General features: G+C 68.1%; 14 protein-coding genes, 1 tRNA gene and 1 rRNA gene. 9 read left to right on the top strand and 7 right to left on the bottom strand.

The genetic code is table 11. The features are described from left to right. Positions 1-86: 86 nt before the first annotated feature. Both rrf and ABS361_10020 read left to right on the top strand, forming a co-directional pair. Positions 87-201 (top strand): 5S ribosomal RNA (gene rrf, locus ABS361_10025). 231 nt (positions 202-432) lie between these two features. Then, positions 433-509 (top strand) — tRNA-Met (locus tag ABS361_10020). Between the two features lie 401 nt (positions 510-910). On the opposite strand, the gene ABS361_10015 is transcribed toward ABS361_10020, so the two are convergent. Genes ABS361_10015 through ABS361_09985 form a run of 7 tightly spaced genes read right to left on the bottom strand, consistent with a single transcriptional unit; the run spans position 911 to position 6,606 of the window. Further along, on the bottom strand, positions 911-1,651 hold the full coding sequence (locus ABS361_10015; protein XBY46511.1) for an alpha/beta hydrolase: 741 nt from the start codon (positions 1,649-1,651) through the stop codon (positions 911-913). A gap of 7 nt (positions 1,652-1,658) precedes the next feature. After that, complete coding sequence (locus ABS361_10010) at positions 1,659-2,384, bottom strand: GntR family transcriptional regulator (GenBank protein ID XBY46510.1); 726 nt, start codon at positions 2,382-2,384, stop codon at positions 1,659-1,661. 50 nt (positions 2,385-2,434) lie between these two features. Beyond that, entirely contained in the window at positions 2,435-3,214 is a 780-nt protein-coding gene (locus tag ABS361_10005; protein ID XBY46509.1) for a class II aldolase/adducin family protein, read from the bottom strand. Positions 3,215-3,216: 2 nt separating this feature from the next. Further along, a complete protein-coding gene (locus ABS361_10000) occupies positions 3,217-3,972 on the bottom strand; it encodes an ABC transporter permease (protein ID XBY46508.1) in 756 nt (251 codons plus the stop codon). Next, on the bottom strand, positions 3,954-4,703 hold the full coding sequence (locus tag ABS361_09995) for an ABC transporter permease (protein XBY46507.1): 750 nt from the start codon (positions 4,701-4,703) through the stop codon (positions 3,954-3,956). The genes ABS361_10000 and ABS361_09995 overlap by 19 nt, the downstream gene beginning before the upstream one ends. Then, positions 4,700-5,566 (bottom strand): ABC transporter ATP-binding protein, encoded by an 867-nt coding sequence (locus tag ABS361_09990; protein ID XBY46506.1) that lies wholly within the window; start codon positions 5,564-5,566, stop codon positions 4,700-4,702. The genes ABS361_09995 and ABS361_09990 overlap by 4 nt, the downstream gene beginning before the upstream one ends. Positions 5,567-5,595: 29 nt before the next feature. Continuing rightward, complete coding sequence (locus ABS361_09985; GenBank protein XBY46505.1) at positions 5,596-6,606, bottom strand: ABC transporter substrate-binding protein; 1,011 nt, start codon at positions 6,604-6,606, stop codon at positions 5,596-5,598. A 239-nt stretch (positions 6,607-6,845) separates the two neighbouring features. On the opposite strand from ABS361_09985, the gene ABS361_09980 reads away from it, so the two are divergent. Genes ABS361_09980 through ABS361_09950 form a run of 7 tightly spaced genes read left to right on the top strand, consistent with a single transcriptional unit; the run spans position 6,846 to position 12,675 of the window. After that, positions 6,846-8,288: an amidase gene (locus ABS361_09980; GenBank protein ID XBY46504.1), complete on the top strand. Its 1,443-nt coding sequence runs from the start codon at positions 6,846-6,848 to the stop codon at positions 8,286-8,288. 10 nt (positions 8,289-8,298) lie between these two features. Further along, positions 8,299-8,586: a hypothetical protein gene (locus ABS361_09975; GenBank protein ID XBY46503.1), complete on the top strand. Its 288-nt coding sequence runs from the start codon at positions 8,299-8,301 to the stop codon at positions 8,584-8,586. Next, positions 8,562-9,293 carry a cupin domain-containing protein gene (locus ABS361_09970; GenBank protein XBY46502.1) on the top strand — a complete coding sequence of 244 codons (732 nt, stop codon included), beginning with the start codon at positions 8,562-8,564 and terminating at the stop codon, positions 9,291-9,293. The genes ABS361_09975 and ABS361_09970 overlap by 25 nt, the downstream gene beginning before the upstream one ends. Next, a complete protein-coding gene (locus tag ABS361_09965; protein ID XBY46501.1) occupies positions 9,290-10,624 on the top strand; it encodes an LLM class flavin-dependent oxidoreductase in 1,335 nt (444 codons plus the stop codon). The genes ABS361_09970 and ABS361_09965 overlap by 4 nt, the downstream gene beginning before the upstream one ends. A 26-nt stretch (positions 10,625-10,650) precedes the next feature. Beyond that, positions 10,651-11,436 carry an SDR family oxidoreductase gene (locus ABS361_09960; GenBank protein ID XBY46500.1) on the top strand — a complete coding sequence of 262 codons (786 nt, stop codon included), beginning with the start codon at positions 10,651-10,653 and terminating at the stop codon, positions 11,434-11,436. Between the two features lie 8 nt (positions 11,437-11,444). Then, positions 11,445-12,158 carry an aspartate/glutamate racemase family protein gene (locus ABS361_09955; protein XBY46499.1) on the top strand — a complete coding sequence of 238 codons (714 nt, stop codon included), beginning with the start codon at positions 11,445-11,447 and terminating at the stop codon, positions 12,156-12,158. Beyond that, complete coding sequence (locus ABS361_09950) at positions 12,145-12,675, top strand: flavin reductase (GenBank protein ID XBY46498.1); 531 nt, start codon at positions 12,145-12,147, stop codon at positions 12,673-12,675. Before ABS361_09955 ends, ABS361_09950 begins: the two co-directional genes overlap by 14 nt. Positions 12,676-12,772: the final 97 nt, after the last annotated feature.

Below are 12,772 nucleotides of genomic sequence, written 5' to 3'. Positions count from 1 at the left end.
CTTCCAAGCGAAGGATCGACATTCATCCCTGCACGCGGCGGTGACAAAACACTGCCGAAGACCTCTTCACCCTTGCGTTCCGCCGGCCTGGTGGTTCTAGCGGGGGGCCTGTACCCGATCCCATTCCGAACTCGGCCGTAAAACCCCCCAGCGCCAATGGTACTTCGTCTCAAGACGCGGGAGAGTAGGTCGCTGCCAGGCCTGCAGAGCGCAAGTCAATCACACACGAACCCGCAAGGCGCGGCCCCCGGTCCTCCGGACGGCGCCCGCCGCGCGAAACCTTCTCGATCCGACGGACAATCCTCTCCAACGCCCTCGCACTTCTTCCCGAAGTCCGAGGGCGTCGTTGCTTGGTCGACCCGATCCCGTGGCCCCCACGTCCCGACCGGACAAGGACCCACACCATCGGACACAAGCACGAAAAACACCTCACGCGGGGTGGAGCAGCCCGGTAGCTCGTCAGGCTCATAACCTGAAGGTCGTCAGTTCAAATCTGGCCCCCGCAACCAAACAAAACACACACCAAAGCCCGCCAGGTCAAAAAACCGGCGGGCTTTCGTGTGTCGAGACACGGACTCGCTTCCGACGACACGACAAATCCGCGACAATTGTGACGTTACCCCTCAGCCCTGATCCAGCTTGAAGTTCGCTCTGGCCCAACTCGAGGACCAGATGCGGAGGGGCTGACCACTTTGCGGCTAGCCGCGACAAACGGGGGCGTAGCGACCGCGTTCAGCGCCTTGAAGAGGATCTCAGCGCGATCGAGCATAGTTGAAACCGGCGTTGCGTCTCTCGAGAGAGTGTCGATGTTAATGAGAAGCGTGGGAGGGCGATCAGGGGGGATGAGCTCGGGACCCAGGTTGAAATACGCCTCGGCCGCCTCCACTCGCCATTCAGGGTTCGCATCGGCCTAGGGCGACGCCATGGTCAAGGCTCGGGCGAGTTGTCGGTTGAATGCCTCCGGGGCTTCGAGCATCGGGAAATGGCCGACGTCGGGCATCCAGGTCGCGTCCAGTCCAGCGAGGGTCAGACGCGCTTCGGGCCGGTCGAGGGGCGCCGAGTTGATCGTGGCGACGGGGCAGGGCACGGTCGGCCAGAGCGCCTCGATGTCGTGGGCGAGCAGCGAGGCCATGCGGGCGAGCGCGCTCGGGCGCGGCGCCTCGGCCATCATCCGCGTGACCCATCGGCGCAGGTCGGCGGGTCCGCCGAGCGTGATCCGGTCGATCATCGTCGTCATCGTGCCGGCGAAGTCGCGCCGGAACGGCTCCAGTCGCGTCGCGATCTCGGCGTCGGGGCGGGCCGCGTAGAAGGCGGCGTCGGTGAAGGTATCGACGCCGATCACCGCGCGGCATCGGCTGCGCAGCCGTCGGGCCGCTTCGAGCGCCACCGGACCGCCCATCGAATGCCCGACGAGCGTGCAGGCGTCGATGCCTTCGCGGTCGAGAGCGGTGACGAGCGCCGCGCCGGTCGCGGCGATCGAAACGTCCTGCGTCTCCGGATCGGGATGGCCGAGTTCGGCCACGAGCAGCCGGCACCGGCCGGCGAAGGCCTCGATCTGGTGGCGCCAGACGTCGCCGGAGCAGCACCAACCGTGGACGAGCACGACGGGCGGGCCTTGGTTTCCATGACCGAAGGCTCGCAGCGTCGCCATGGTCGCCTCAGGCCTCTTCGAACATCGCCAGCGGCACGGCGGCGATGAAGTCGGCCATGTCGTCGCCGAGCAGGTTGACATGCTCGCTGGCGGCCTTGAAGGCGGCCTCGGCGTCGGCGCGGTCGAGGGCGTCCAGGATGCGCTCGTGTTCGACGATCGTGTTGGCCATGCGGCCGGGCTGATAGGTCACGTAGCGCCGATAGGCGGCGACGCGCCGTCGGAGGCTGCGGGTCTGGCTGGCGATGAACTGCGTGTGCGAGGCGTCGTAGATGAGTTCGTGGAACTCGGTGTTGATGTCGTAGAAGCGCGCCGGATCGCCATCGGCGAGCGCGGCGACGAGCCGGGCGTGGATCTCGCGCAGCGTAGCGCGCTCGGCGAGCGTTGCGCGCCGGGCCGCGAGCTTGGCGCAGAGCCCCTCGAGCGACGCCATCATCTGGAACATCTCGAGCAGCACGGGGATCGAGATCGTCGCGACCACGAGCCCCTGCCGCGGGCGGACCTCGATCAGTCCGACCGCGACCAATGCCTTCACGGCCTCGCGCACCGGCGTCCGCGAGACCTTGAAGCGCTGAGCGAGTTCGAACTCGTCGAGCCGCTCGCCGGGCTTCAGCCGGCCGTCGACGATCATCTCCTCGAGCTGGGCGCGCAGCGTCTCCGAAAGGGTTCCTCGCGCCCGGGTCGGTTCGTCGCTCGGCTCCAAGGTCTCGCCTGCCGTGTCCTGCCCCTGCACCATGGTTCGTTTCTCGTGACTTGCTGTCGTGGGGTTCTCTGCGCGCGGCGTGATCAGTCGCGATAGCTCGGGTCGATCCGATCCATCAGCCGGATGAAGGCCGGCCATTCGCGCGATCCGGCGGCGCGGATGTCGCCGTGGTGATCGTTGAACTGTTGGGCGGTCTTCTCGGTGACGGGCGTCGGTGGCAGGGCGAGGCGGGCGCCGGCGGCGACCGCCGACTGGGCGAGCAACTGCACGCGCGCCGCCTTCTCGAAGTAGTACATCAGAATGAAGGCCTCGGGAATCGTGCGGCCGATGGTCAGAACGCCATGGTTGCGCAGGACGAGCACATTGTGCGGCCCGACATCGGCAATGAGGCGGCTGCGCTCGTCGGTGTCGAGGGCGACGCCCTCATAGTCGTGCAGGCCCATGTGGCCCTGATAGCGCATCGCGAACTGACTCACCGGCAGGAGCCCGACATCGAGCGCCGAGACCGCGGTCGCGGCCTCCGAGTGGGTGTGCAGCACGCAGACGGCATCCTCGCGCGCCGAGTGGATCGCGCTGTGGATCACGAATCCGGCCTGGTTCACCGGGTGCGGCGAGGGCTCGACCTTGTTGCCATCGAGATCGATCTTGACGAAGCACGAGGCGGTGACCTCGGAGAAGAGGAGCCCGTAGGGGTTGATCAGGAAATGCTCGGTCGAGCCGGGCACGCGCACCGAGATGTGATTGTAGATCAGGTCGTCCATGCCGAAATGCGCGACGAGCCGGAAGCAGGCGGCCAGTTGTGCGCGCAGGGTCGGCTCGTCGTGCGCCTCCGGATTGGCGATCGCCTCGAACGGAATGGTCATTGTCATCTCCACCAGATCAGCTTGCGATCGATTGCGACGAGGCAGCCATAGAGGGCGAGGCTGCCCAGCATGGCGGCGAGAACGGCGGCCCAGACGTTCAGGTAGTCGACCTGCGCGGTCGACTGGTAGACGATCTGGCCGATGCCGTCGTAGGCGCCGAGCATCTCCGCGACGATGACCGCAATGGTGCTGCGGCCGAGCCCGACGCGCAGGCCCGTGGCGATCGACGGCATCGCCGCCGGCAGCCGCAACCGCCACAGGATGCCGATCCGCCCGGCGCCGAACGAGCGCATCAGGTCGATGTGCCCCTGTTCGGGCTTCTTCAGGCCGGAGAGCGCGTTCAGGAGCACGATGAAGCCGACGGCCAGCACGGCCATGGCGATCTTGGAACCCATGCCGAGGCCGAACCAGATCAGCGCCAGCGGCACGAAGGCGACCGACGGCACGGCGTTGATCGCGACCGCAAGCGGCATCAGCAGCGGCTCGAGCGGCGGGACCAGCACGAGGCAGACCGCGAGGCCGACGCCGACGGCGGCGCCGATCAGGAAGCCGGCGATCGTCTCGGTCCCGGTGACGATGAGCGCCTGCGTGATCGGATCGCGGCGCTCGACGATCGCGGCGGCGATGTCGAGCGGGCGCGGCAGGATGTAGTCGGGCACGGCGAACAGCATGGTGCCGCCCTGCCAGATCAGGAACAGCGCCGCCAGGCCGATCGCGACGGCCAGCCGGTCGCCCCAGGTCACTCCGCCCGCCACCATATGAACCTCCGCTCGATCCATTCCGCGCCGCCATAGAGCAGGGTGCCGAGCGCCCCGCAGGTCAGGATCAGCCCCCAGAGCCGCGGCACCTGCTCGAAGTAGAGCGCCTGCAGCAGCATCACGCCGAGCCCGACCGTGTCGCCGAACCATTCGCCGACGATCGCGCCGGCGAGCGACAGCGACAGGCCGATCTTGAGGCCGATCATGATCGTCGGCAGCGCCGTCGGCAGGCTGAGCGTGAAGAACATCTGCCGAGGCGAGGCGCCGAAGCTCCGCATCAGCGCCACGCGCTGCGGATCGACCGCCTGGAGCCCACGCAGCGTGTTCACCGCGATCGGGAAGAAAGCCAGATAGAGCGCGATCACGACCTTCGAGGCGAGCGTGTTGCCGAACCAGATCACCACGATCGCGCCGAAGGCGATGACCGGGACGCTCTGCAGCGCCACGAAGATCGGGAAGATGCCGCGTTCCAGCCAGCGCCAACGGGCGAAACCGATGCCGGCCGCGACACCGGCTCCGGCCCCGAACAGGAAGCCGACGACCGTCTCGACGAAGGTGCGCCAGAACCCCGCCAGGAGATCGGGCCAGACCGAGCGGATGTCGGCGATCACCGCGGCGAGCGGCGGCAGGTAGCGCGGCTCGACCTTCAGCGCCGGCACGAGCAGCCACCACGACAGCCCGACGATCACGAGCATGGGCAGGGGCGAACGGAGGAGAGCGTCGCGGATCATGCGGGCAGGGCTCCCGCGGTCGGCAGCGATCCCGCGCCCGGCATGGCCCCGGTGAAGGTCTTGAGGCTCTCCTCCTCGAGGACGGCGAGGAGCTTGCGCTTCAGCTCGATGAACGCGGGCGTCGTCGTCACCGAGGCGGCACGCGGGCGCGGCAGGTCGATGCGTTCCTCGCATTTGACCGTGCCGGGCCGCGCCGTCATGACGACGACCTTGTCGCCGAGGAAGATCGCCTCGTCGATGTCGTGGGTGATGAAGATCACCGTCCGGCGATGCCTCGCCCAGACGTCCAGAAGCCAGCGCTGCATCATGGCGCGGGTCAGCGCGTCGAGCGCGCCGAACGGTTCGTCGAGCAACACGAGGTCGCGCTCGAACAGGAAGGTGCGCATCATGGCGACGCGCTGGCGCATGCCGCCGGACAGCTGGTGCGGATAATGGTCCTCGAAGCCTTCGAGGCCGAATTCGGGGAACAGCGCGGCGGCACGGGCGCGGGCGGCCTTGCGCGGCACGCCCTCGACTTCCAGGGCCAGCGTCGCGTTGTCGATGACCGTGCGCCAGGGGAACAGCAGGTCGCGCTGCGGCATGAAGGCGACCTTGCCGAGCAGGCCGTAATCCTGCTGCACCTGATTGGAGAGCAGAATGGAGCCGTCGTCATCGGGGGCGACGAGCCCGGCGATCATGTTGAAGAGGGTCGACTTGCCGCATCCGGATGGGCCGATCAGGGTGACGAATTCGCCCGGACGGATCGACAAGTCGATGTTGCGCACCGCCACCGTCTGACGCTCCGGCGGACCGAAGCGCTTCCAGACATTGACGAGCTGCAGGTGGGCGGGCCGATGGTCGGCCGCAGTGGAGGGTTCTGCCATAGGGATATCCATCTCCCGCCGCCCGCTTGTCAGAGCTTCTTGTCCGCCGCCGGAACCTTCGCCCAGAAGGAGGCGTCGAAGGCGGCCTTCAGGTCGACGGGCTTCTTCAGCGCCTCGAACTTGAGCAGGCTGTCCTGCACATCGCCGATCGCCTTCATGTCGATCGCGCCGAGACCTTCGGCGCTGCCGAGCTTGGCGGTCATGATGCGCTGGATCTCGTCGAGCATGAGCTCCTGGTGCTTGCGGTCGAGACCGGAGCCGGCGGCCATGACGATGTCGACGGCCTCGGCCTTGTGCTCGAAGGCGTATTTCCAGCCCTTCAGCGTCGCGGAGACGAAGGCCTGAACCTGCGCCGGCTTCTCCTTGATCATCTTCTCGGAGGTGACGAGCGCATCCTGCTGGGTGGTCACGCCGGAATCGTCGGGCATGAACAGCTTGATGTTGTTGATGCCCTGTTCCTTCAGCGTGTTCAGCTCGTTGTAGAGCGTCACGGTGGCGACGTCGTACTGCTTGTCGATGAAGGGCTGCATCGAGAAGGGCTGCGCGACGATCTGGGCGTCCTTCTGGCTCAGACCTTCGTGCGCGAGCACCGAATAGAGCGTGTACTGCACGCCGGTGAACCAGACGGCGACCTTCTTGCCCTTGAAGTCCTTGACCGACTTGATGCCGGAATTGTCGTAGGTGACGAAGGCGAAGGGCGTCATCTGCTGGGACATGCCGACGCATACGAGCGGCAGGCCCTTCTCGCGGGCATAGAGCATGCCCTCGGTGCCGCTCGCGATGCCGAACGTGTCGGCGCCGGAGGCGACGAGCGTCTCGACGTTGATGTTGGGGCCGCCCGGGTTGATCGTCGCGTCGAGGCCGGCGTCGGCATAGAAGCCCTTGGCCTTCGCGACGTAGATGCCGGCGAACTGGGCCTGCGCGACCCACTTCAGGCGGATGGAGACCTTTTCGCCGGCGATAGCGGCGGACGAGGCGATGAGGCCGAAGGCCAGGGCGGCGGCTGCGCCCGTCAGCGTACGAACGAATGCGAAGGCCATGCAAACCTCCAGGGGTTTTGTGTATGCGGAAAACTGTATAGCAATATGCGTACCAATTATTTGCCGTATGCGAAAAGCCCGGATTAGGGACGCATGATCCCCTTCGACCGCCGTGAAGTCCCCGGGACTTGTCATGAATTGGCCACTTCGGGGGCAGCATGAGGTGAAAATACGGGCATCGATTATACGAAATCGGGTGTACCGTATAATCGTAAACCAAGCACGAGCGCAGGGACCTCATGTCCGCACTGCCATCTTCCTCCGACATTCATCCAGCCGAGCCATTGTGGGCCGCCCCGATCCTGGCGCTGGCGCCGCGCATTCGCGACGGCGCTCTTTCGCCGGTGACGCTGACCGAGCTGATGCTCGATCGGATCGCGGCCTATGATGGGCGTCTGCATGCCTATGTCGCCGTGGCGGCCGATGGCGCGCTCAAGCAGGCGCGGATCGCGGAGGCTGAGATCGCGCGGGGCGGCTGGCGCGGGCCCCTGCACGGCGTGCCGATCGCGGTCAAGGACGTCTTCTATACCCAGGCGATCCGGACCGGGCTCGGCAGCTCGATCTACGCCGGCTGGACGCCGCCCTACGAGTCGACCGCGACGGCCCGGCTCGCCGCGGCCGGCGCCGTCATGGTCGGCAAGCTGACCTGCACCGAAGGCGTCTACGCCGAGCATCATCCGACGATCCAGGAGCCGCTCAATCCGTTCGGCGCGGCGCACTGGACGGGGAATTCCTCCAGCGGTTCGGGCGTGGCGCTGACCGCCGGGCTGACCTACGGCTCGCTCGGCACGGACACCGGTGGCTCGATCCGCCTGCCGTCCTCGTGCTGCGGCGTCGTCGGCATCAAGCCGACCTGGGGCCGCGTCAGCCGGCACGGCGTCTTCCCGCTCGCCGACTCGCTCGATCACGTCGGGCCGATGGCGCGCACCGTCGCCGACGCCGCTCTGCTGCTCGGCCTGATCGCCGGCGCGGACCCGGCCGATCCGACGGCGGCGCCGGTCGCCGTGCCGGACTACCTCGCCGAGATCGACCGCGGCATCGCGGGGCTCAGGGTCGGCGTCGACCTCGGCTTCATCGCGGCCAAGGCGACGGCCGAAGTGGTCGCGTCGATCGAGGCGGTGCTCGCGACCGTCGCCTCGCTCGGCGCGGAGATCGTACCCGTGCGCTTCCCCGACACCGACGCGATCCTGCGCGGCTGGGCCGTGCAATGCGCGGTCGAGGCGGCGCGGGCGCATCGGGACACCTATCCGGCCCGCAAGAGCGAATACGGCCCGCGCCTGTCGGCCCTCCTCGAGCGTGGTCACAAGGTCTCGGGTTTCGATCTCGCGGACGCGCTCGCCGCGCGGCGGACCTTCAACGGCCAGATGGCGCGGCTCTTCGCGGACATCGACCTTCTTGTCGTGCCGGGCTTGCCGGTCGCGGGGCCGACGCTCGACTTCATGGGCTCGCTCGGCGAAGACCCGGCCGCCATTCTCGCGATCGGCCCCTTCACCGCGCCCTTCGACGTCTGCGGCTATCCGACCGTCACGCTGCCCTGCGGCGAGAGCGCGGCCGGCATTCCGATCGGCTTCCAGTTCGTCGCCCGTCCCTTCGCCGAGAGCCTCGTCTGCCGGGCGGGGCATGCCTATCAGGCGGTGACCACCTGGCATCGGCGACGTCCCGATCTGGCGTCCCTGGCATGAGGAGCACGTGATGACCGCAAGCCGGCGCATCGACATGGCCGAGATGCCCGTTCAAGTGCCCGAAGCGCCGACGAGCGCCGCCGGCGCCCGGGCGCGCTTCTTCAATTCGGGCAACGCCTTCAACATCAAGCTGCCGGCCGTTCCGGCGGCGGCCTTCCGTGGCGAGGTCGGCGTCGCGCGAGCGATGGTCGAGGCGGGGACGTCCGGCCTCGTCGCCTGCGACCAGTCGGCCGTCATCGGAGGGGCGGGCATCGGCGGGGCGGGCATCGGCGGGTGGACCCGGCGACCACGCCGCTGATGCTCGCGCGCTACGTCGCGCTCGCGGCCGCCGATGCGCTGACGCTCCGCCCGGTCGCGTCCGGGGCGATCTGGTATGTGATCGCGGGCGCGGGCGACATGAGCGTCGGGGGCGAGCGGTTCGCCTTCGCGGCCGGCGACGTCATGCTGACGCCGGGCGGCGTCGAGACGGTGCTCGCCGGCGGATCGTCGGGCGCGCTCCTCTGGCTCGTGACCGACGAGCCGCTCTACCGCTTTGCCGGCGCGGTGCCCGATCCACGGCAGACCAGCGTCGCGCCCGTCCACTATCCCGCCGATGAGATCGCCCGCCAGCTCCAGAAGGTCGTCGAGGCCGCGCAGAATGCGACCACCTCGGGGATCGCGCTGATCTTCTCTAGCGACACGCTCGAGGCCGGCCGCAACATCCTGCCGACCCTGACGCTGTCGCTGAACACCGTGCCGCCGGGCGAGCACCAGCGGGCGCATGAGCACAACTCCGCCGCCATCACGCTGATCCTCGCCGGCGAGGGCGCCTATTCGATGGTCGGCGGCGAGCGGTGCGACTGGTCGGAGCATGCGACGCTGGTCACGCCGGCGACGCTTCCGCACTCGCACCACAATCCGGGCGAGGCGAGGGCGGCGTTCCTGATCGTCCAGGACGGCGGCCTTCACTACCGCGCCCGCACGATGGGCTTCCGTTTCCTCGAACCCTCCGGACAGAATACATGACCGCCAGCAGTGCGCCGCGGCGCCAGATGCATCTCGGCCTCTTCATCCTCGGCACGGGCAGCCATGTCGCCGGCTGGCGCTATCCGAATGCGTTCGATCGCTTCGAGAGCATCGATCAGGTGCGCCGGATCGCGGAGATCGCCGAGCGCGGCAAGTTCGACCTCATCTTCATGGGCGACAATCTCTACGCCGATCCCGCCGCGCATCCGTCCTACACGTCGCGGCTCGAGCCGCTGACGATGCTCGCCGCGATCGCGATGACCACGTCGCGGATCGGCCTCGGCGCGACCGCCTCGACGACCTATGGCGATCCGTTCTCGACCGCGCGCGCCTTCGCCTCGCTCGATCACATCAGCGCCGGCCGCGCGGCCTGGAACGCGGTGACGACGGCCAATCCGGTCTCGGCCGCCAATTTCGGCCGCAACCATCCCGATCACAGCCTGCGCTACGAGATCGCCGAGGAATTCGTCTCGACGGTCAAGGGCCTGTGGGACTGCTGGGACGAGGGGGCGATCGTCGCCGACCGCGAGACGGGCGTCTATATCGACCCGGCGAAGGTGCATGCCCTCGACCACGACGGCACCTATTTTCAGGTCAAGGGACCGCTCAACATCTCGCGCTCGCCGCAGGGCCAGCCGGTCGTGCTGCAGGCGGGCGGCTCGGCGCCAGGGCAGCGGCTCGCGGCGCGCACCGCCGACGTCGTCTTCTCCGTCGTGCAGGACATGGGCGAGGCGCAGAAGCAGTATGCGGCGCTGAAGGCGCTGCTGCCCCCGTTCGGGCGGCGCCCCGAGGACGTGACCATGCTGCCGGGCGTCATGCCGGTGGTCGGGCGCACCGCGCGCGAGGCCTTCGACAAGCTCGCGACCTTGCAGAGCTTCGTCTCCGAGACCAACGCGCTGGCGCTGCTCTCCGACCGCTTCGGTACCGACATGAGCGGCTACGATCTCGATGGACCGGTGCCCGAGATCGCGACCTCCGACAGCTATCACTCGTTCTCGAGTGTTATGCTCGCCAAGGCGCGGCGCGAGAACATGAGCCTGCGCGATGTCTACAATCTGATGGCGGCCGCGCGCGGACACTGGGTGTTGTGCGGTTCGGCCGTCGAGGTCGCCGACACGCTGCAGACCTGGTTCGAGGCCCGCGCCGCCGACGGCTTCAACATCATGCCGCCCTACTTCCCCGACGGCTTCGACGATTTCGTCGATCTGGTCGTGCCGATCCTGCAGGAGCGCGGCCTGTTCCGGGCCGACTACACGGGCACGACGCTGCGCGACCATCTCGGCCTCTCCCGCCCCGCCCCTGCGCGGAACGGGTCGACCGTCTCCGTCTGAGCCACGCCGCAACAGGAACAAGCACCATGGATCTTCGTCTCGACGGCAAGACCGTCCTCATCACCGGTGCCTCGCAGGGCATCGGCGCGGGCCTCGCGAAAGCCTTCGCCGAGGAAGGCTGCCATCTGCATCTGACGGCGCGCAACGTCGACAACCTCACAGCGGTGAAAAGCGAGATCGCCGAGCGCTTTCCGGCCGTCACCGTCACGCTGCACCCTTGCGACCTGACCCGGCCGGGCGCCTGCGAAGAACTCGCGGAAGCGGTCGGCGACGTCGACATCCTGGTCAACAACGCGGGCGTCATTCCATCCGGCACGCTGTTCGATGTCGACGAGGCCAAGTGGCGCGCGGGCTGGGAGCTGAAGGTGTTCGGCTACATCAACCTGTGCCGGCTCTACTATCCGCGCATGAAGGCGGCCGGCGGCGGCGTCATCATCAACAACATCGGCAACGGCGGCGAAATCTCCGATCCGCGCTACATCGCCGGCGCGGTCGGCAATGCGAGCCTCATGGCCTTCACCCGGGCGCTCGGCGGCTCGAGCCTCGACGACAACATCCGCGTGGTCGGGGTCAATCCGGGGCCCGTCGACACCGACCGCATCTACAACATGCTGAAGAAGCGGGCGAGCGACCTCTACGGCGACCCGTCCCGCTACAGGGAGCTCGCCGCGACCTATCCGCTCGGCCGCGCCGCCCATGTCCACGAGATCACCGACCTGATCGTCTTCCTCGCCTCGTTCCGCTCGGGCTACACGACCGGCACGATCCTCACCGTCGACGGCGGCATCGCCTCGCGCCGCTCGATCGTCTGAGGCCGGCGATGGCTGAACCGAAGCGCCTCGGCATGCTGGTGCCGTCGTCGAACACGGTGGTCGAGCCGGAGACGGCCCGGCTCCTGCCGCCGGATGGTGGCGTCAGCGTGCATGTCTCGCGGCTCAAGGTCGTGCAGCTGACCGCCGACGACGGCTCGCTGCAACAGTTCGAGCTCGACCGCGTGCTGACCGCGGCGGAACTGCTGGCGGATGCCAAGGTCGATCTGATCCTGTGGAACGGCACGGCGGCGAGCTGGCTCGGCTTCGCCCGCGATACGGCCATGGTCGAGGCGATCGAGCGGGCGACCGGCATTCCCGCCACGACGGCGATCATCGCGCTCAACGACCGGCTCGCCGCGCTCGGCGCCAGGCGCATCGGGCTCGTCACACCTTATGTCGAGGCGCTCGAACGGCGGATCATCGCCCACTACGAGGCGGCCGGCTTCACCGTCGCGGCGGCCGTGCGGGCGGATCTGACCGAGAACACCGACTATGCGGCGATCCCGCCCGCGCGGATCGCCGATATGGCGCGTGCGGTGGCGCGAACGCCGGTCGATGCGATCCTGATCCTGTGCACCAATCTCGCCGGCGCCGGCATCGCCCCGCCGCTGTCGGCGGAACTCGGCATTCCCGTGCTCGACTCCGTCGTCGTGGCGCTCGAACACAGCCTCGCTCTCCTCGGCGGCACCAAGGACAAGGGGACGGCTCGTGAGCAGGCATGACGTGGTATCGGCCGTGAGTGCGGCGCCGTTGGAGACCGTACCGGCCGCGCTCTACCGGGACGGCATGGCGCGCCTCGGCGCGGCGGTGAACATTGTGACGTCGGACGGCCCGGCGGGGCGTGCCGGCTTCACGGCGACCGCGGTCTGCAGCGTGACCGACACGCCGGCGACGCTCATCGTGTGCATCAACCAGCTCAGTTCGGCCTTCCATGCCGTCAAGACCAACGGCGTCGTCGCGGTCAACGTGCTTTCGTCCGGCCAGCAGCCGCTCGCCGACCGCTTCGGCGGCAGGACGCCAATGGAAGAACGCTTTGCCGGCGCGACATGGCAGAGCGGCGCAACCGGCGCGCCCTTCCTGGTTGACGCGGCGGCGGTGTTCGAATGCCGCATCACCGGGCGGGCGGAGGTCGGATCGCATCATGTGCTCTTCTGCGCCGTGATGGCAGTCCATCTGTCGGAGCAGTCGACGGGCCTCGCCTATTTTGCGCGCGGCTATCATCCATTGACGGCCAGGTGAGCCGGCGCCTCTGAACCGAACCCCGGCGCTGCCTTCGACTGCCGTCTCGCGGCTCGCGGGTGAGGCGGGCCGTGTCGAGGCGGATGCCGGCGAGCAG

The organism is Ancalomicrobiaceae bacterium S20 (assembly GCA_040269895.1).
GTDB lineage: Bacteria > Pseudomonadota > Alphaproteobacteria > Rhizobiales > Ancalomicrobiaceae > Methyloraptor > Methyloraptor flagellatus.
Note: the sequence above shows the minus strand (reverse complement) of the source record. Positions and strands in the feature narration are given on the sequence as shown.

Coding starts and splice junctions, on each gene's coding strand:
- ABS361_10015 (XBY46511.1), bottom strand. CDS start 1,651: ATGGCGACGCTGCGAGCCTTCGGTCATGGAAACCAAGGCCCGCCCGTC.
- ABS361_10010 (XBY46510.1), bottom strand. CDS start 2,384: ATGGTGCAGGGGCAGGACACGGCAGGCGAGACCTTGGAGCCGAGCGAC.
- ABS361_10005 (XBY46509.1), bottom strand. CDS start 3,214: ATGACCATTCCGTTCGAGGCGATCGCCAATCCGGAGGCGCACGACGAG.
- ABS361_10000 (XBY46508.1), bottom strand. CDS start 3,972: ATGGTGGCGGGCGGAGTGACCTGGGGCGACCGGCTGGCCGTCGCGATC.
- ABS361_09995 (XBY46507.1), bottom strand. CDS start 4,703: ATGATCCGCGACGCTCTCCTCCGTTCGCCCCTGCCCATGCTCGTGATC.
- ABS361_09990 (XBY46506.1), bottom strand. CDS start 5,566: ATGGCAGAACCCTCCACTGCGGCCGACCATCGGCCCGCCCACCTGCAG.
- ABS361_09985 (XBY46505.1), bottom strand. CDS start 6,606: ATGGCCTTCGCATTCGTTCGTACGCTGACGGGCGCAGCCGCCGCCCTG.
- ABS361_09980 (XBY46504.1), top strand. CDS start 6,846: ATGTCCGCACTGCCATCTTCCTCCGACATTCATCCAGCCGAGCCATTG.
- ABS361_09975 (XBY46503.1), top strand. CDS start 8,299: ATGACCGCAAGCCGGCGCATCGACATGGCCGAGATGCCCGTTCAAGTG.
- ABS361_09965 (XBY46501.1), top strand. CDS start 9,290: ATGACCGCCAGCAGTGCGCCGCGGCGCCAGATGCATCTCGGCCTCTTC.
- ABS361_09960 (XBY46500.1), top strand. CDS start 10,651: ATGGATCTTCGTCTCGACGGCAAGACCGTCCTCATCACCGGTGCCTCG.
- ABS361_09955 (XBY46499.1), top strand. CDS start 11,445: ATGGCTGAACCGAAGCGCCTCGGCATGCTGGTGCCGTCGTCGAACACG.